This window comes from Drancourtella massiliensis, from assembly GCF_016900655.1.
Taxonomy (GTDB): Bacteria; Bacillota; Clostridia; order Lachnospirales; family Lachnospiraceae; genus Sellimonas; species Sellimonas catena.
On the sequence record NZ_JACJKH010000023.1, the window covers coordinates 1 to 17,848 of the forward strand.

General features: G+C 41.4%; 15 protein-coding genes and 7 tRNA genes. 19 read left to right on the plus strand and 3 right to left on the minus strand.

Features of this window, described 5'->3' with window-relative positions; translation table 11 throughout:
- The first annotated feature begins 126 nt into the window (after positions 1 to 126).
- The 18 genes from H6A32_RS12015 (at position 127) to H6A32_RS12100 (ending at position 13,178) form a co-directional block, all read left to right on the plus strand.
- Positions 127 to 200 (plus strand) — tRNA-Asp (locus H6A32_RS12015).
- 4 nt (positions 201 to 204) lie between these two features.
- Positions 205 to 277: transfer RNA gene (locus tag H6A32_RS12020), tRNA-Val, on the plus strand.
- Positions 278 to 321: 44 nt separating this feature from the next.
- Positions 322 to 394, plus strand: a tRNA-Thr gene (locus tag H6A32_RS12025).
- Positions 395 to 416: 22 nt separating this feature from the next.
- Positions 417 to 498 (plus strand) — tRNA-Tyr (locus H6A32_RS12030).
- Between the two features lie 51 nt (positions 499 to 549).
- Positions 550 to 623: transfer RNA gene (locus H6A32_RS12035), tRNA-Met, on the plus strand.
- Between the two features lie 29 nt (positions 624 to 652).
- Positions 653 to 725 (plus strand) — tRNA-Phe (locus H6A32_RS12040).
- Positions 726 to 741: 16 nt separating this feature from the next.
- A tRNA-Lys gene (locus tag H6A32_RS12045) sits at positions 742 to 814 on the plus strand.
- A gap of 186 nt (positions 815 to 1,000) precedes the next feature.
- Positions 1,001 to 1,543 (plus strand): hypothetical protein, encoded by a 543-nt coding sequence (locus H6A32_RS12050; protein WP_204864451.1) that lies wholly within the window; start codon positions 1,001 to 1,003, stop codon positions 1,541 to 1,543.
- Between the two features lie 73 nt (positions 1,544 to 1,616).
- Positions 1,617 to 3,023: an aminotransferase class I/II-fold pyridoxal phosphate-dependent enzyme gene (locus H6A32_RS12055; RefSeq protein ID WP_207753154.1), complete on the plus strand. Its 1,407-nt coding sequence runs from the start codon at positions 1,617 to 1,619 to the stop codon at positions 3,021 to 3,023.
- Positions 3,016 to 3,600, plus strand: coding sequence for a guanylate kinase (locus H6A32_RS12060; RefSeq protein ID WP_087169564.1), 585 nt, complete (start codon positions 3,016 to 3,018; stop codon positions 3,598 to 3,600). Before H6A32_RS12055 ends, H6A32_RS12060 begins: the two co-directional genes overlap by 8 nt.
- Positions 3,601 to 3,664: 64 nt before the next feature.
- Positions 3,665 to 4,654: a DNA polymerase III subunit delta' gene (holB, locus tag H6A32_RS12065; protein ID WP_087169565.1), complete on the plus strand. Its 990-nt coding sequence runs from the start codon at positions 3,665 to 3,667 to the stop codon at positions 4,652 to 4,654.
- 3 nt (positions 4,655 to 4,657) lie between these two features.
- A complete protein-coding gene (locus H6A32_RS12070) occupies positions 4,658 to 5,569 on the plus strand; it encodes a PSP1 domain-containing protein (RefSeq protein WP_087169566.1) in 912 nt (303 codons plus the stop codon).
- Complete coding sequence (locus H6A32_RS12075) at positions 5,562 to 6,314, plus strand: tRNA1(Val) (adenine(37)-N6)-methyltransferase (RefSeq protein WP_191434829.1); 753 nt, start codon at positions 5,562 to 5,564, stop codon at positions 6,312 to 6,314. The genes H6A32_RS12070 and H6A32_RS12075 overlap by 8 nt, the downstream gene beginning before the upstream one ends.
- A gap of 10 nt (positions 6,315 to 6,324) precedes the next feature.
- Positions 6,325 to 7,173 (plus strand): 16S rRNA (cytidine(1402)-2'-O)-methyltransferase, encoded by an 849-nt coding sequence (gene rsmI, locus H6A32_RS12080; RefSeq protein WP_087253932.1) that lies wholly within the window; start codon positions 6,325 to 6,327, stop codon positions 7,171 to 7,173.
- Positions 7,174 to 7,314: 141 nt separating this feature from the next.
- Positions 7,315 to 8,427, plus strand: a complete 1,113-nt coding sequence (locus H6A32_RS12085; RefSeq protein ID WP_087169569.1) for an ABC transporter ATP-binding protein — start codon at positions 7,315 to 7,317, stop codon at positions 8,425 to 8,427.
- A 324-nt stretch (positions 8,428 to 8,751) separates the two neighbouring features.
- The gene (locus H6A32_RS12090; protein WP_118637908.1) at positions 8,752 to 11,358 is read left to right on the plus strand and encodes a calcium-translocating P-type ATPase, PMCA-type; all 2,607 of its coding nucleotides are present in this window, start codon (positions 8,752 to 8,754) and stop codon (positions 11,356 to 11,358) included.
- 12 nt (positions 11,359 to 11,370) lie between these two features.
- The gene (locus H6A32_RS12095) at positions 11,371 to 12,543 is read left to right on the plus strand and encodes an AI-2E family transporter (RefSeq protein WP_138373950.1); all 1,173 of its coding nucleotides are present in this window, start codon (positions 11,371 to 11,373) and stop codon (positions 12,541 to 12,543) included.
- Positions 12,544 to 12,566: 23 nt separating this feature from the next.
- On the plus strand, positions 12,567 to 13,178 hold the full coding sequence (locus H6A32_RS12100) for a nucleoside recognition domain-containing protein (protein ID WP_430749590.1): 612 nt from the start codon (positions 12,567 to 12,569) through the stop codon (positions 13,176 to 13,178).
- A 15-nt stretch (positions 13,179 to 13,193) separates the two neighbouring features.
- Here H6A32_RS12100 and H6A32_RS12105 read toward each other — a convergent pair whose 3' ends face one another.
- From H6A32_RS12105 to H6A32_RS12115, 3 genes are all read right to left on the minus strand, one after another.
- Complete coding sequence (locus H6A32_RS12105; RefSeq protein ID WP_158099276.1) at positions 13,194 to 14,234, minus strand: sensor histidine kinase; 1,041 nt, start codon at positions 14,232 to 14,234, stop codon at positions 13,194 to 13,196.
- A gap of 288 nt (positions 14,235 to 14,522) precedes the next feature.
- The gene (locus H6A32_RS12110; protein ID WP_087169574.1) at positions 14,523 to 15,230 is read right to left on the minus strand and encodes a LytR/AlgR family response regulator transcription factor; all 708 of its coding nucleotides are present in this window, start codon (positions 15,228 to 15,230) and stop codon (positions 14,523 to 14,525) included.
- A 114-nt stretch (positions 15,231 to 15,344) separates the two neighbouring features.
- Positions 15,345 to 15,695: a helix-turn-helix domain-containing protein gene (locus tag H6A32_RS12115; RefSeq protein ID WP_182466596.1), complete on the minus strand. Its 351-nt coding sequence runs from the start codon at positions 15,693 to 15,695 to the stop codon at positions 15,345 to 15,347.
- Positions 15,696 to 16,064: 369 nt separating this feature from the next.
- On the opposite strand from H6A32_RS12115, the gene H6A32_RS12120 reads away from it, so the two are divergent.
- Positions 16,065 to 17,738: an ABC transporter ATP-binding protein gene (locus H6A32_RS12120; RefSeq protein WP_087253925.1), complete on the plus strand. Its 1,674-nt coding sequence runs from the start codon at positions 16,065 to 16,067 to the stop codon at positions 17,736 to 17,738.
- Positions 17,739 to 17,848 lie beyond the last annotated feature (110 nt).

The window sequence follows — 17,848 nt, forward strand, 5'->3', positions numbered from 1 at the left end:
GTAACACATGGAGCTGACTGTTACTAATAGGTCGAGGGCATAACCAAGGAATGGTGGATAGGAAAAAGCAGGATGACAGAAACGTGGACTTATATGTGGTTTTGAAGGTACATGGAAGTATCAAATGGCCCGGTGGCTCAGTTGGTTAGAGCGCCGCCCTGTCACGGCGGAGGTCGTGGGTTCGAGTCCCATCCGGGTCGTTTTGGGATCTTAGCTCAGCTGGGAGAGCATCTGCCTTACAAGCAGAGGGTCATAGGTTCGAGCCCTATAGGTCCCATTGCCAATCTGGCATTTTGCCAACGTGGCATTTAAATTAAAAACGCCAACGTGGCTCAATTGGCAGAGCAGCTGATTTGTAATCAGCAGGTTATCGGTTCGAGTCCGATCGTTGGCTCTACCAGGTTAATTGGTATTCTGGATGGATTCCCGAGTGGCCAAAGGGGGCAGACTGTAAATCTGTTAGCAACGCTTTCGGTGGTTCGAATCCACCTCCATCCACTTGCATATTTCATAGGAAATGTGCTATAATATATAATAACTTCATAATAACGCGGGGTGGAGCAGTCTGGAAGCTCGTCGGGCTCATAACCCGAAGGTCGTAGGTTCAAATCCTGCCCCCGCAATTTTTTTTGTCCTTTTTTATTGAGGATAGGCCCAGATAGCTCAGTTGGTAGAGCAGAGGACTGAAAATCCTCGTGTCGCTGGTTCGATTCCGGCTTTGGGCATTGAAATTATATTTATGGAGCATTAGCTCAGTCGGTAGAGCACTTGACTTTTAATCAAGTTGTCCGGGGTTCGAATCCCCGATGCTTCACTGAAACAGACCTCATATGAGTAATAACTCATATGGGGTTTTTGTATTGCAGAATTTTCTGAAAGCCAGGATATGAAAGTGGGTTCTATTATAAAATATGTAAGATTTTAGTGAAAAAACTGAAATAAGTTTGACATGGAGGTCTTCTGACGATAAACTGAAATTAGGAAAAGAAGGAGAGAGAATATGAGGAGAATCTACGGTAAGATAAGGGATGCGCTGATGATTGCCTGTTTCTTTGCCATAATTGCTGCAGGTGGATGTTCAGGCGGCGAAGAGACGGATCAGAGTATCATATCAGAAAATGTTTATAAGTTGGGGACTCAGGAAGTACAGATAGATTTGCCTGGAGATTTTGAGTGTACAGATCAGAGTGACGATAGTGTTGTACTGTCCGGAGATGTTGGAGAAGTCAGAATTGAATATAAAGAAGAAGGTGTATCCTCGGAGCAGTTTCCAAAAACAGAGCAGGAGTGTGCAGCCTTGTATGAAGAGATTATCGGAAATATGTCTTACCAGATTGAAGAGTTTCGCTCCTATGAAAGTGAAGGACTTTATTATGCTACGATTAGATATGATCTTGAAAATGAAATAAAATATCTGATTGCATCCGGAAACTTTGGAATGGAGTATGGATGTCAGATTTCAGCGGTTTTGAATACGGGAAACAGGGAAACTGCAGAGGAAATTCAAAATGCAGTTTATAATGTGAAGGTATTCGCAGAGTAAAAACAGGACCATGAATATGGAATGAAATCAGCTGCCCTTTAAGGAAGGGCAGCATTTTTTACAGGAGGGAATTATGACGTTGTATGAAAAGCTGGATGCATATGGAAAGTCGGATTATTACGCATTTCATATGCCGGGGCATAAGAGAAATGTAAACTTTATGGAGGAAAATCTTCCTTTTGGGATCGATATTACGGAGATAGAAGGATTTGATGATCTGCATCACTGTGAAGGAATTCTAAAGGATGCGCAGACGCGGGCGGCCTCTGTCTACGGGGCAGAAGAGACCCATTTTCTTGTAAATGGAAGTACGGTCGGCATTTTGAGTGCGCTGGCGGGGTGTACAAGAAGAGGAGATGAGGTGCTGATCGCGAGAAACTGCCACAAATCGGTTTATCATGCGGTGGAAATCTTCGGGATGAAGCCGGTCTATATTTATCCGAAAAAGCAGGAGAATGAGGAAGCAGTACTAAGCGGCTGTGTTGATGCGGCAGATGTGGAGCAGATTTTGGAACAGAGGAGAGAGATCCGCGCGGTAATGATTGTTTCTCCCTCTTACGATGGTGTAGTTTCTGATATAAAAAAAATTGCCGGAATCGTACACAAATACGGGATTCCGCTGATTGTGGATGAAGCACACGGCGCACATTTTGGATTTCATGACTATTTTCCGGAAAATGCGAATAGACTAGGAGCAGATATTGTAATACACAGTGTACATAAGACGCTGCCTTCCCTGACACAGACGGCGTTGCTTCATATGAACGGATCAATAGTGGATCGTAAAAGAGTGGAGCGGTATCTTCACATACTGCAGTCAAGCAGTCCATCGTACGTTCTGATGGCCGGGATTGATGCATGCATCCATATGCTGGAGACAAGGAAGGACGAGGTTTTCGGTAATTATGCAGAAAATCTGGACAGCCTGCGGGAAAAGCTCCGGAAAATGACACATTTGAAATTGTGTGAATCCACATCGTATGACAGATCCAAAATTGTTATCTCTACAGAGGGGACGGACTGGTCAAGCAGAGAGCTTTCCGAAAAGCTTTTCCATACCTTCCATCTTCAGATGGAGATGACAGCAGGAAATTATATTCTTGCAATGACGTCTGTGGCGGATACAAAAGAAGGATTTGATCGTCTGGAGAAAGCGCTTCTTGAGATTGACAAACAGGTTAAAACCTGTCAGGATAGTAAAAAGATACGGACGGAAATTCCGAAAGCTGAGCAGGCCAGAATCCCGTGCTGGCGGGATGAGGTCAGCGAAGAAGAGAAAGAAAAAGTACGCTTTGAAGAGTGCGCAGGCAGGATTTCGCTTGACTTCGCATACCTGTATCCGCCGGGATGTCCGATCGTTGTTCCGGGAGAAAGAATTTCTGCCCGGGCGGCAGAGCTGCTCTGCCAGTACCGGGATATGGGATTTACTATTGAAGGAACAGAAGAGGAAAACAGAATAGGAGTGTGGATAAATGGGTAAGATTTTCTATCTGATGGGGAAAAGTTCCTCCGGAAAAGACACGATTTTTAAGGAACTGAAAAAGAGAATGCCATTTCTTCATACCGTGACGATTTATACGACAAGACCGATGCGTGAAAACGAACGGGACGGGGAGGAGTACTTTTTTGTAGATGATAAAGTTCTGGATGCGTTTCAGAAAGAAAACAGGGTGATTGAACTGCGGGAATACCATACTGTTCACGGCATCTGGAAGTATTTCACGGCTGATGACGGAAAAATCCGGCTGGAGGATCAGGATTATCTGATGATCGGAACGCTGGAATCCTTTGAAAAGATGTGCGGTTATTTCGGGAAAGGGCAGATTGTACCCGTCTACGTGGAAGTGGAAGACGGAGAACGTCTTTTCAGGGCACTTTCAAGAGAGCGGATGCAGGAGAAGCCGAAATATGCGGAAATGTGCAGGAGATTTCTGGCAGATACAGAAGATTTCTCCGAGGAAAACCTCAGCAGATGCGGCATACAGAGGCGGTTTCAAAATATAGTACTGGAAGACTGCCTCAATGAAATAATGCTATATATTCAGAAATGTTTGTGATATAATTATATTGGATTAAATTTACCAGAATCGGGGATTGACATAGAAAAAGAAGGTGAAAATAATGACGGGATTTAAAGATGTTGTCGGGCGTAAGGATTTAGTATCTTATATTCAGAAAGCTATTACGCAGAACCAGATTTCCCACGCCTATATTTTAAATGGAGAGCGCGGATCAGGAAAAAAGATGTTTGCACAGCTGTTTGCGATGACGCTTCAATGTGAACGGGGCGGAGCAGAGCCGTGTAATGAGTGTCATTCCTGCCGTCAGGCTCTATCTGGAAATCATCCGGATATTATCAGGGTGGTTCACGAAAAGCCGAATACGATCAGCGTGGATGAGGTACGTGTACAGATTAATAATGATATTATGATCCGGCCTTACAATGGAAAATATAAGATCTATATTGTGCCGGATGCGGACATGATGACGCCTCAGGCACAGAATGCGTTGTTGAAAACCATAGAGGAGCCGCCGGAGTATGCGGTGATTTTCCTTCTTACAGAAAATGCGGACAGCCTTCTGCCTACGATCTTATCACGGTGTGTCATTTTAAAGATCAAGAATGTAAAGGATGCGCTGATTAAAAAATATCTGATGGAGCAGATGGAGATACCGGATTATAAGGCGGACGTCTGCACTGCTTTTGCCCAGGGAAATATGGGAAGAGCGATCATGCTCGCGACCTCAGAGCATTTTAATGAGATCAAAGAAGAGACGCTCCAGATGATGAAATACATCAAGGACATGGAGCTTCCGGAGCTTTTGAAGGCGCTGAAAAGCCTCTCCTCGTACAAGATAGAGGTAGATGATATCCTGGATCTGATCAGTGTATGGTATCGGGACGTGCTGCTTTACAAGGCGACGAAAGATATCAACGGAGTGATATTCTCAGATCAGATGAAGTACATCAAAGAGAGGGCAAATACAAGCTCCTATGAAGGGATCGAGACGATTCTCAAGGCACTTGAGACAGCCAAGGTAAGACTGAAAGCAAATGTAAATTTCGATCTGGTGATGGAGCTTCTGCTACTGACTATAAAGGAGAACTAAGATATGACAAGAATTATAGGAGTTCGATTCCGTCCGGCAGGGAAGGTTTATTACTTTGCTCCTGGAAAATTCCATATAAAAAAAGGTCAGCAGGTAATCGTTGAAACGGCTAGAGGAATCGAATTTGGAAATGTAGTGATCGGACCGAAAGAGGTGGAAGACGATCAGATTACACAGCCTTTAAAGTCTGTCATCCGCCTTGCGACGAATGAGGACCGGAGAATAGAAGAGCGAAACAGGGAAAAAGAAAAAGAAGCATTTCAGATCTGTCTGGAAAAAATCAGAAAGCATAAGCTTGAGATGAAGCTGATTGATGCAGAGTATACGTTTGATAATAATAAAGTGCTTTTCTACTTTACAGCAGATGGAAGAATTGACTTCAGAGAACTTGTAAAGGATCTGGCAGCGGTTTTCAGGACAAGGATTGAGCTGAGACAGATCGGAGTGCGTGATGAGACGAAGATCCGTGGAGGAATCGGAATCTGCGGAAGAGAGCTTTGCTGCCATACATATCTGTCGGAATTTGCTCCGGTATCGATCAAGATGGCAAAGGAGCAGAATCTTTCCCTTAATCCGACAAAGATTTCCGGAGTATGCGGAAGACTGATGTGCTGCCTTACAAACGAGCAGGAGACTTACGAAAAGCTGAACAGCAGACTTCCGTCTACAGGAGATACGGTAACGACTCCGGAAGGATTAAAAGGAGAAGTACAGAGCTTAAGCGTTCTGCGCCAGCTTGTCAAAGTCATTGTAACACTGGAGAATGATGAAAAGGAAATCCGGGAATACAAGGCTTCGGATCTGAGATTCAGACCAAGAAGAAAGAAGAGCGACATGAAATTGTCCAAAGAAGAAATGAAGGAACTTGCGGCACTTGAGAAAAATGAAGGAGCGTCGAAACTGGACAATGTGTAAATTAAAAGAAGGCGAGAGACTGGACGATCTTCAGACACGTGGATATGAGATCATCCAACATCCGGGGAAATTCTGTTTTGGAATGGACGCGGTCCTTTTAGCCAGTTTTGCAAAAGTCAAGAAAGGTGAACGTGCTCTTGATATCGGAACCGGAACAGGCATTATTCCGATTCTGATGACAGTCAAGACTGACGGAGAAGACTTTACAGGGCTGGAGATCCAGGAGGAGAGTGCTGACATGGCAAGAAGAAGCGTAAAGCACAATCATCTGGAAGATAAAATCACTATAAAGACAGGCGATATCAAAGAAGCGGCAGACTATTTCAAAGCTGCTTCTTTTGACGTCATTACCACCAATCCGCCGTATATGATCGGGCAGCACGGGATTACAAACATAAACAGCGCGAAGACGATTGCCCGGCATGAGGTGCTCTGCACTCTGGATGACATTCTGCGCGAAAGCGCAAGACTTCTGAAATTCCACGGCAGATTTTATATGGTGCACCGGCCATTCCGGCTGGTGGAGATTTTCACCAAAATGGTGGCTTACGGCATTGAACCGAAGCGGATGCGCCTGGTTCATCCTTATGTGGACAAGGAGCCGAATATGGTTCTGATAGAGGGGAGCAATAAAGGAAAATCCAGAATTCAGATAGAGCCGCCTTTGATTGTCTACGAAAAAGATGGAAGCTATACAAGGGATCTTCTTCTCAACTACGGGATGGGAAGAGCAGGAGAAGAATAAAGGAGAAACCATGTCAGGAATATTATATTTGTGCGCTACTCCAATCGGAAATCTGGAGGATATGACGTTCCGGGTGATACGGACATTAAAAGAAGTGGATCTGATTGCAGCGGAAGATACGAGAAACAGTATTAAGCTCCTGAATCATTTTGAGATCCATACCCCTATGACGAGTTATCATGAATATAACAAGATCGAAAAGGGTCGAAAACTGGTGGAAAAGCTGCAGGAAGGAATGAATATCGCCCTGATTACAGATGCAGGGACACCGGGAATTTCGGATCCGGGAGAAGAGCTTGTAAAAATGTGCCGGGAGGAAGGAATTACTGTGACGTCTCTTCCGGGAGCGTGCGCGTGTATCACGGCTCTTACGATATCCGGCATGCCGACCAGAAGATTTGCATTTGAGGCGTTCCTGCCGCAGGATAAGAAGGAGCGGCAGCAGATTCTTTCGGAGATGAAGGAGGAGACAAGGACGATCATCCTCTATGAAGCGCCTCACAGGCTTGTAAAGACAATCAAAGAACTTGCGGAAACTCTCGGAGGGGACAGGAAAATCACGATATGCAGGGAACTCACGAAAAAACATGAAACTGCTTATATGGATACGCTCGACGGGGCATGCCGTTTTTATGAGGAGAATCCTCCGAAAGGCGAATGTGTGCTTGTTCTGGAAGGAAAAAGCCGCGAAGAGATGGAGGAAGCAAAAAAGGCCAGATGGCTTGCGCTTTCCGTAGAGGAGCATCTTCAGATCTATCTGGATCAGGGAATCGAAAAGAAGGAAGCGATGAAGCGGACGGCAAAAGACAGAGGAGTCAGTAAGCGTGATATTTATCAGAAACTTATCCGGAAAAACTGACAAAATATGTCAAAAAAGTGTTGGTCACCTTGTACAGAATCCTAAAAAATGTTTGTGCAATCATGCACTAGCGTTTTTTGGGATTTTTTTTTATACTAAATACATCGAAAAAAACGGTTTAAGATTTAGGAGGAAGCACCAATGGCAAGTTTATCATTGAGACATATCAATAAAGTTTATCCAAACGGCTTTGAAGCTGTAAAAGATTTCAACCTTGAAATCGAAGATAAAGAATTCATCATTTTCGTAGGACCTTCAGGATGTGGTAAATCTACTACACTTCGTATGGTTGCAGGTCTGGAAGAAATTTCTTCAGGAGAATTAAGAATCGGCGATAAAGTTGTAAACGATGTTGAGCCGAAAGACAGAGATATCGCGATGGTATTCCAGAACTACGCTCTGTATCCGCATATGACAGTTTACGATAACATGGCATTCGGACTGAAATTAAGAAAAGTTCCGAAACCGGAAATCGACAAAATGGTTCGTGAAGCAGCTAAGATCCTTGACCTTGAAAAACTGCTTGATCGTAAACCGAAGGCTCTTTCCGGTGGACAGAGACAGCGTGTTGCTATGGGACGTGCGATCGTTCGTAATCCTAAGGTATTCCTTATGGACGAACCTCTTTCCAACCTGGATGCAAAATTAAGAGGACAGATGCGTATCGAGATCTCCAAACTTCATCAGAGACTTGGTACTACAATCATCTATGTAACACATGACCAGACAGAGGCTATGACACTTGGTACAAGAATCGTAGTTATGAACGCTGGTGTTGTTCAGCAGGTAGATACTCCAAGAAAACTGTATGATGAACCATGCAACCTGTTTGTAGCTGGATTCATCGGATCTCCTCAGATGAACTTCCTTGATGCACAGTGTGAAGTTTCAGGAGACAAGGTTCTGTTAAATGTAGGACCTGCAAAGATCGAACTTCCGCCTGCAAAAGCTAAAAAACTCATCGATGGAGGATACGCAGGAAAGACAGTTGTACTTGGTATTCGTCCGGAAGACGTACATGATGAGCCAATGTTCATCGCATCTTCTCCGAATACAGTAATCGAAGCTACAATCCGTGTATACGAAATGCTTGGTGCAGAAGTTTACTTACACTTCGATTACGAAGGAGCAAACATGACAGCTCGTGTTGATCCAAGAACAACAGCAAGAAACGGAGATACAGTTAAATTCGCATTCGATGCTGAAAAGATCCACGTATTCGACAAAGAAACAGAAATGACAATTACAAACTAATCTGTTTTGAAAATAAGATTTCAGAGCGGCTGCCGTACAGATTTTGTGCGGCTGCCGTTTTTTCAAATTTGAAAAGAATAGTGGTTGACATTTCAAACAAAAATAGGTATATTATTAATTAATAAAAGGGAGTAACTGGCGCTTGGAAAGAGCGTTACAGGTTCGTCAGTACGGCAGATTATCTGCCCGGATCGAGTATGAAACAGTGAGACTTTTATTGCATGAGCGAAATGCAGTAAAAGCCTCTTTTTTTATACTTTATTTTTCTGCATGAATCGCGAAAGAAAAAATGGTACACCCTATAAGAAAGTAAGGAGGAAGAAAATGAAACAGTATTATCAGATGGGGTCTGATGAAACCAGGATGGACATCAACGGCTCACTGGAATCACTCTCCAGTGAGAAAGCCCGGGAAAATCAGAAAAAATATGGCCCAAATGAGCTACAGGAAGAGAAAAAGAAAAGTGTTGGAATGATCTTTCTGGAACAGTACAAGGATTTCCTTGTAATTATTCTGATTATCTCTGCAATTATTTCGGGATTTCTGGGTGACGCGGAGAGTGCGATCGTTATTCTGATCGTTATCACGATTAATGCAATCCTTGGAACGGTACAGACTGTCAAAGCAGAAAAGTCTCTGAACAGTCTGAAAAAGCTTTCCGGACCGGAAGCAAAGGTAGAGCGTGACGGGATTGTGACACAGATTCCGTCCAGAGAAGTAACAGTAGGAGATATCGTCATTCTGGAAGCAGGTGATCAGGTTCCGGCAGACGGAAGAATTATTGAGCAGGCAAGTCTGAAGATTGATGAAAGTGCACTGACAGGAGAAAGTATTCCTGTTGAGAAAAGTGAGGATACGATAGAAAAGGAAGTACCTCTTGGAGACAGAGTTAACATGGCATTCTCAGGAAGCTTTGTCACATACGGAAGAGGAAAATATGTTGTGACCGGAATCGGTATGGAAACGGAAGTCGGTAAGATTGCATCTTTGTTAAAGACGACATCAGAAAAGAAAACTCCTCTTCAGGTAAACCTGGATCAGTTCGGACAGAAGCTGTCCATCCTCATTCTGATTCTCTGTGCGATTTTGATGGGAATCAATGTATGGAGAGGAGAATCTTTTGGTGACGCATTTATGTTTGCGGTAGCACTTGCGGTAGCAGCAATCCCGGAGGCATTAAGCTCTATCGTGACGATCGTACTTTCTTTCGGTACTCAGAAAATGGCAAGGGAACATGCGATTATCAGAAAGCTGCAGGCTGTAGAAGGTCTGGGAAGCGTATCGGTTATCTGTTCTGATAAGACAGGAACACTGACACAGAACAAGATGACAGTAGAGGATTATTACGTTGCAGGCCGAAGGATGGCAAAAAGTGAAGTATCCCGGGAAGATGCAGACACGAAAAAGCTGATGTTTGCAAGTATTCTCTGTAATGACGCAAAGAATGTCAATGGTGAGGAGATTGGGGATCCTACAGAGACAGCGCTTGTCACATTCGCGGGAAACTGCGGCATGGACGTGGAAAAAACCCGTGAAATATATGCAAGAATCTCTGAAGTTCCTTTTGACAGTGACAGAAAGCTCATGTCCACAGTACATGAAACAGAAGAAGGAACCATCATGCTTGTCAAAGGTGCGGTAGATGTCCTTTCACAGAGAATGGAACAGATCCGCAAAAACGGCGAGGAAAAGCCGATGACGGATAAAGACCGGGAAGACATCGCTGAAATGAACCAGGAATTTTCCAGACAGGGACTTCGTGTTCTTGGATTTGCATATAAGAAACTGGAAGGCAAGAAGGGAATTACAGCCGAAGATGAAGATCATCTGACATTCCTTGGACTGATCTCGATGATGGACCCGCCGCGTGAAGAGTCAAAAGATGCAGTAGCAGAATGTATCCGCGCAGGAATTAAACCTGTTATGATTACAGGTGACCATAAAGTAACGGCAGCAGCTATTGCAAAGAGAATCGGAATTCTCAAAGAAGAGTCCGAGGCATGTGAGGGTGCGGATATAGAAAATATGTCCGATGAAGAACTGAAAAACTTTGTAGAACATATTTCTGTTTATGCCCGTGTTTCACCGGAACACAAGATCCGGATCGTAAAAGCATGGCAGGAAAAAGGAAACATTGTTTCCATGACCGGTGACGGTGTCAATGATGCACCTGCTCTGAAACAGGCAGATGTCGGAGTGGCAATGGGAATCACAGGAACCGAGGTGGCAAAAGATGCAGCCTCCATGGTACTGACAGATGATAACTTTGCAACAATTGTCAAGGCAGTAGAAAACGGAAGAAATGTATACCGGAACATCAAGAGTTCCATTCAGTTCCTGTTGTCAGGAAACTTCGGAGCAATCCTTGCCGTTCTGTATGCGTCTATCGCAGGACTTCCGGTTCCGTTTGCACCGGTACATCTGTTGTTCATCAACCTGTTGACAGACAGTCTTCCGGCGATCGCTCTTGGACTGGAGCCTCACAGAAAAGATGTTATGGATGAGAAACCGAGAAAGAAAGACGAGTCGATTCTTACAAAAGACTTCCTTCTTAAGATTGTGACAGAAGGTCTTTCCATCGGTGTCATGACCATGATCGCGTTTATGATTGGATATACAAGCGAAGGCGCTCTTCTCGGAAGCACTATGGCATTCGGAACACTCTGTCTGTCCAGGCTGTTCCACGGATACAACTGTAAAGCCGACAAACCGGTTCTGTTTAAGAGAGGTTTCTTCAATAATATCTACCTTCAGGGAGCATTCCTGATCGGGTTTGTCCTGATTACAGCCGTATTGACAATACCGGCACTGGAAGGTATATTTAGTGTAACTTCATTAAGCATAACACAGCTTTTGACGGTTTATGGACTTGCAATTTTAAATATTCCGGTTATTCAGTGTATCAAAGCAATCCGTTTCGGAATAAAATAAAGGGGACGTTATATGGAATTAAACAACGAGAATATGAAAAAAATAAGACACCTGATCGTTTTTACAGCACTCATTATTCTGTGCTTCTGGAAATATGAGATGGTGATTCAGGCAGTAAAATTTGTGATCAGTGTGCTGTTTCCTTTCATTCTCGGCGGTGCGATTGCATTTGTGTTTAATGTACCGATGCATTTTATTGAGAACCGGCTGATTCAGGAAAAGTGGAAAAAGAAATATAAAGCCGTGCGGAAGCTTGCAAGACCTGCCAGCCTGATTCTTACGATTATCTTTGTGATCGGCATTGTGGGAGGCGTTCTCTTTGGAGTCCTCCCGCAGCTGACCGGAACGATCGCAAAACTTGGCGCCAGCATCCAGGCGTTCATTCCGAAAGTGCAGGAATGGGCGGATAACTGGTTCCACAACAATAAAGAAGTGATGGCCTATTTCAATCAGCTGGAGTTTAACTGGCAGAAGGTGATCGAGGTTGCTGTAGACTGGGTATCAAACGGCGCGGGAAACATCGTGGAATCCGGTGTGACGGCGGCAATGAGTATTGTAAGTGGATTTACTACGTTTTTTATCGCGTTTGTATTTGCATGCTATATCCTTCTACAGAAGGAGAAGCTTTCTGTTCAGGCTAAGAAAGTGCTGTTTGCATTCGTGGAGAAAGGAAAGGCAGAAGCGGTCATTGAGGTCTGCTCGCTGACATACCGCACTTTTTCCAACTTCCTGACTGGACAGTGTGTGGAAGCAGTGATTCTTGGAACCATGTTTGTCATTGCAATGAGTATTTTCAAGATGCCGTACGCATGGCTGATCGGTATCCTGATTGCCTTTACGGCACTGATTCCGATTTTCGGAGCATTTATCGGATGCGCAATCGGAGCATTTCTGATCTTTATGATCGACCCGATTCAGGCATTCTGGTTTATTGTTCTCTTCCTTGTATTGCAGCAGATTGAAGGAAACCTGATCTATCCTCATGTAGTAGGAAATTCCGTGGGCCTGCCTTCGATCTGGGTACTGGCAGCAGTCAGTATCGGCGGAAGCCTGATGGGAATTGTCGGAATGTTGATTTTTATTCCGATTGTTTCTGTCCTTTATGCCCTGTTCAGGGAGGTTGTTTACCTGAAACTGAAGAAAAACAATATTAAAATGAAAGATATTCAGCAGAGCGGAAAATAATCTGCCGGATTCCCACATATACTGTGAAAAAAGAAGTGTGGGAATCGATGCTGAATTATTTATGGGCGGGGATGATTCTGATCGGAATCATCTTCGCTGCGTTTACAGGGAAAATACCGGACATTACAGATGCGGCGCTTGACTCTGCCGGGGAAGCTGTGACACTTTGCATTACCATGATGGGCGTGATGGCCTTCTGGATGGGGCTGATGGAGATTGCCACAAAGGCCGGCATGATCGAAAAAGGCGCAAAGATTCTGAAACCCTTTGTCCGGTTCCTGTTTCCGGAAGTACCGGGAGGACACAAGGCAGGAGAATACATTACGACGAATATCATCGCCAACTTTCTCGGCCTCGGATGGGCCGCGACACCCGCAGGTCTAAAAGCCATGGAGGAGCTTGGAAAACTGAATCACGGAAGTACATCGGCCAGCAACGCCATGTGTAACTTCCTCATCCTGAATATCTCGTCCCTTCAGCTGATCCCGGTCAACGTGATCGCCTTCCGCAGCCAGTACGGAAGCGTGGAGCCCACGGCGATCGTTGGGGCGGGAATTGTGGCGACGACGATCAGCACGGCAGCAGGAATTGTGTTTTGTAAAGTGATGGATCGGAAAAAGACCCGGAGAGCGTGAGGCTCTCCGGGATTTTTAATTTTCTTCCTTTGAATTCGTTAGTGTAATAACAGTAGAGAAAACATGACTCTGCTCATCGTAGGAAAATTCGTAGTTTCCTTCATATTTTTTCACTACACGGAGAACACTTTTCAGTCCAGTACCGTGAATGCCATTTGGAGATTTTTGCGTTTTTAAACGGCCTTTTGTATCTATGGCCGGTTTCTGAATACACGAATTTTTCACGGAAAGCAGAAGCAGATTATGAGACTTTGAAAAACCAGCATATACTTCGATAAAAGAATCCGGGCAACCGGTGGCAGCTTCTACTGCATTATCAAGCAGGTTACAGAAAAGGGAAATCATGTCGTATTCATCCATAAACGACAAGGCCTGCTTTCGGATATCGATATCCAATGTAATATGGAGATGCTCACATCTTTGCAGATAACGGTTGAAAATTGCGTTCAGGAAGTCATTCTCGCAAACACGCATAGAAACCTTGAGTTGAGAAGAATGAGTAAGTCTTTCTATGTAGTCGCTGATTTTTTGATTTTCATGTTCATTATTCAATAAAGAAATCGCATAAAGGTGTTTCTTGATATCGTGAATCACAAGTTTCTGGGCATCTGTTTGTTCGGCCAGCATCTGATAAAAATGGACCAGATCGGATTCCTTTTGCATTTGTAGATGCATTTGTGTAAACTCCTCGTTTTTCCGCTGGGTGTAGGAGAAGAGGAAGTAGATGAAGATATTGACTATCAAAAGCAAAAGGCTGCTAAAAGCCATTAAGTATCCAAAATGAGAAGGTAATTCAACATAATATCCGATAACCAATAGTGTAGAAGTAACTCCAAAGCATAAAAAAGAAATCAAAATAAATGCGATAGAAATATTAGGTGGGATATTAGAAGACTTTGATTTATATATATGGGACAGGCCATATAATATAAAGAAATATAGTTGTTTGCTTACAACACCTAAAAGTATGACATTTTGCAGGCTGTTATTGGAAGTATATAGGTGCAGTGCAAGCTGATGGAAGGCATTTGAGACTATGAATTCACTTAATCCCATAATGGTAGTTACCATAACTGCATGAAAAAGGGCATAGTACCATCGTAGATTATAAGAAAATAAAATATAAATCCAGTTCATTAAGCAAAAGGCAAAAACATTAAGAAGAACATTTTTTGCAAAGGAGAGTAGGAATAAAATCATATAAAGTAAGAAAAGAACACTCCATTGCTTTGCCGCCGAGCGCCTTGGCACAAATAATGAGTTACAATATTGCTTCAAAATGCAGGCTTCTATACAGTAAATGAGAAAATAGAATAGAGAAATCAACATAGTAGTTTAAATCCTTTATTTAGTGCTATCTAGATATAATAAATAAGTGTTTTTAAATAATGTATATTTTCTTCGGGTTAAGTAAGCTTGAAAGCGGTTATCGTATAAATAAACTGTGTCGTGAGTAAAGTGACATACATATTTAAGATTGATGAGAAAACTTTTATGTGTTTGGAAAAAAGATAATCCATTTAATTTATTCACCCAATAATTCATAGAATGAATAGAACTATAAGAGCCATTAGTTGTATAAACAGTTATCTTGCGGTCACGAGCTTCAATAAAAATAATATCATTGGTATAAACAGTATAAACTTCCGATTTTGTTTCAATTGCTATCTGGAGAGATTGAGCATTATAAATGCGAAGCGCATCTTTTAAGTTGCGAAAAAGACGTAACTTGTCTATGGGCTTATTTAAGTATCGAAACACATGAATTTCCATTGCACTATCAAGATATTCCATAAAAGAAGTAACGATAAAAATAATAACACGCGGATTTAATTCTTTTAATTTGGCAGCGGTGGTAATTCCACTCATCCCCGGCATTTCAATATCGAGAAACACAATGTCAGGATGCTGCTGACTTGAAAGAAGAGTTTCACCTGAGCAGCAGGGAATAAGGGCAGGACACTTTAATTTGTTTTTTTTGAAATATTCCTGAATATAAGTAGAAAGCTGGTTAATGATATTTTCGTCATCGTCACATATAAAAATATTCATAATATCCTCAACCTTTCTGTGGTATCTGGATTTATTTTACATTAGTTTTTTTAAAATAGCAATTAAAAAGCGCAGACATAATGAAATGTTATTTTGTCTACGCTTTCTTTGAGTTTATAAAAGATTTCGATTGTTCCAGTCTTTATGGTTTCTCTTAATTAAAAGTTCTATCATATTACGAATTAAGAGGACGTCTTCCTCGGCACAGAGTCTTAAGCCGGTAAGAATGTCTTGAGAAATATCATTCGTATGCATATTTCCTAACAATAGATAATCAGGGGTTACATTTAATAATTCGCATATATTTAAGAGAAGTTCCAGACTTGGCTTTTCTCTTCCGTTCTCGACAGAAGACAAATGATTATTGGAAATATTCAGTTTTTCTGCAAGTTCATTTTGCTTGATATTTAGTTCTTTCCTTCTCAGCTTGATTCTTTTTCCAATAGATTTATATTGTACATCCATAATATCACATCCTTTGACTTATTCTAACAAGTTTTAAGAGAATTTGAAAGAATAAACTACAGAACTGATCAGGAATTATAGATAAATGAAAAGAGATAACCAATAAAATACATAGAAAATTCTGCATAATATTATTTTTTTGCACGATTTAGTGTGATTTTGCCAAAAAAGTAAAAGATTATACCTTAGAGCCTAAAGGTAAGATTTTAAGAATAAAATTTGATAGAATAAAATCAGAATTTAAAATGAGGAGTTGATAATTGTGAGACAAAATAATTTGAATGAAAGAATTTCACGGAGGATAAAAAGAAGAGGGGATTACAAATTTGTAATCTCCTCTTCTACACAAGGAGTAAAGGCATAGTATTTATGAATACATTAAAAATTGATTTAAAAAGAATTATTTTTATGTGCAAGAAGTACCTCTTGTTACTTTTGGCATGCATAATTATAGAAAGCATCATAACCTATATTCAACCGTTTTTAGTAACAAAAATTACAGATGATGGAATTATTAAAGGTAATTTTACAGTACTATTGTATTCTGTTATTTTATTTTTATTAGCTAAAGTCATAGGTGCCGGAAGTGGGGTACTGCGGTCATATGGATTTATGAAAATACATAACAAGATGTTTGCTTTATTAAATGAAAAAATGTTTCAAAAATTATATCGGTGCCCTATGAGTTTCTATAAAGACAAAAATGGAATGGAGATTATCAATGCGCTACAGACAGATATACAATATCTGTCTGCGATTTTTGATGAAATAGCAGCAGTTTCTGTAGGGGCAGTATTTCAAGTACTGGCAGGTGCGTTGGGTTTATCAGTTGTTAATAAAAATATGACAGTGCTTTTATTTGTAATGATTGGGGTCAAATATGGAATCGTCACTTTGTTTTCAAAAAGAAAAAGAGATATCCTAAGAGAAAACTTAATTGTAAATAATCAATTTATGTCTTGGTTAGAAGAACAAGTAAACGGAATGAGGGAAATGAAGTTATGGACGTTATATAACTTTAAAAATAAAGAGCTAAGGAAGGTACGGAAGATTCTGCTTGATTCTTATCAAAAAAATGTTATGTGGGATCAAAAATATTCTTTCTGTGGAAATATTCTAGACGCACTTGTAATAGGAATAATTTACCTAGTGGGAGGATATTTCGTAATACAAAGACAAATGACAGCTGGGAGTCTGTTAGCATTTGTTACATATTGTGGAACTATCAATTCGTCTATTACATTATTGATTGATGTTAAGTATTATTTTGCGAAGATAAGACCTTCTGCGGATAGATTTTATACTTTTTTAAATAGAGAAGAAGAACCTGCGCTCTTTACAAAAAGCGTAAATAACTATATGGATGAACAAGGAAAAACACCAATAATTGAATTTAAAGATGTGAAATTTTCATATGATAGACAAAAAAAAGTTATAGATGGTATATCATTTCAGATTTATGAAGGCGAAAAAGTCGCAATTATTGGAAAAAACGGAGCGGGTAAAACAACAATTTTTAATTTGATTACAGGTATATGCCATCCGGATTCAGGAGTAATTAAAATAGAAGGTCAAGAAATCCAGAAAATTGGAGTAGAAACCATTAGAAATAATATTGCTGTAGTAAGCCAGAATCCTTTCTTTTATAATGCATCAGTTTGGGATAATATAGACTTAGGTAGAAAATATAGCAAAGAAGAGATTGTAAGGAGTTGCCGGAAAAGTGGTGCAGATGATTTTGTTTCTCAAATGAAGGAAGGATATGAAACCATCCTTGGAAACGGTGGACAGAAGTTGTCGGGAGGAGAAAGGCAGAAAATTGCTGTTTCAAGAGCATTATTAAAAAAAGCTAAGATTGTGCTTCTGGATGAGGCGACAACAGGATATGATATGGAGTCACGTAAAGTATCAATGAAAGAACTATTCCCAAATCAGACTGTAATTGTTGTAACACATCATCAAGAAGAATTGGAAGGTATGGACACGATATATAGACTGCATCAAGGAGAAATAGAAAAATTGAACAGAGGTGGGGGGAAATGACGTTTCAGAAAAAAGAGAAACTGATTAAGCATATACAGATCGCCAGTGGGATTCTTACAATTCCGCCATTGTTTTTCATGAAATTTCGTGCCCCTGGGGAATCGCTTTAC

Coding starts and splice junctions, on each gene's coding strand:
- H6A32_RS12050 (WP_204864451.1), top strand. CDS start 1,001: ATGAGGAGAATCTACGGTAAGATAAGGGATGCGCTGATGATTGCCTGT.
- H6A32_RS12055 (WP_207753154.1), top strand. CDS start 1,617: ATGACGTTGTATGAAAAGCTGGATGCATATGGAAAGTCGGATTATTAC.
- H6A32_RS12060 (WP_087169564.1), top strand. CDS start 3,016: ATGGGTAAGATTTTCTATCTGATGGGGAAAAGTTCCTCCGGAAAAGAC.
- holB (WP_087169565.1), top strand. CDS start 3,665: ATGACGGGATTTAAAGATGTTGTCGGGCGTAAGGATTTAGTATCTTAT.
- H6A32_RS12070 (WP_087169566.1), top strand. CDS start 4,658: ATGACAAGAATTATAGGAGTTCGATTCCGTCCGGCAGGGAAGGTTTAT.
- H6A32_RS12075 (WP_191434829.1), top strand. CDS start 5,562: ATGTGTAAATTAAAAGAAGGCGAGAGACTGGACGATCTTCAGACACGT.
- rsmI (WP_087253932.1), top strand. CDS start 6,325: ATGTCAGGAATATTATATTTGTGCGCTACTCCAATCGGAAATCTGGAG.
- H6A32_RS12085 (WP_087169569.1), top strand. CDS start 7,315: ATGGCAAGTTTATCATTGAGACATATCAATAAAGTTTATCCAAACGGC.
- H6A32_RS12090 (WP_118637908.1), top strand. CDS start 8,752: ATGAAACAGTATTATCAGATGGGGTCTGATGAAACCAGGATGGACATC.
- H6A32_RS12095 (WP_138373950.1), top strand. CDS start 11,371: ATGGAATTAAACAACGAGAATATGAAAAAAATAAGACACCTGATCGTT.
- H6A32_RS12105 (WP_158099276.1), bottom strand. CDS start 14,234: ATGGGATTAAGTGAATTCATAGTCTCAAATGCCTTCCATCAGCTTGCA.
- H6A32_RS12110 (WP_087169574.1), bottom strand. CDS start 15,230: ATGAATATTTTTATATGTGACGATGACGAAAATATCATTAACCAGCTT.
- H6A32_RS12115 (WP_182466596.1), bottom strand. CDS start 15,695: ATGGATGTACAATATAAATCTATTGGAAAAAGAATCAAGCTGAGAAGG.
- H6A32_RS12120 (WP_087253925.1), top strand. CDS start 16,065: ATGAATACATTAAAAATTGATTTAAAAAGAATTATTTTTATGTGCAAG.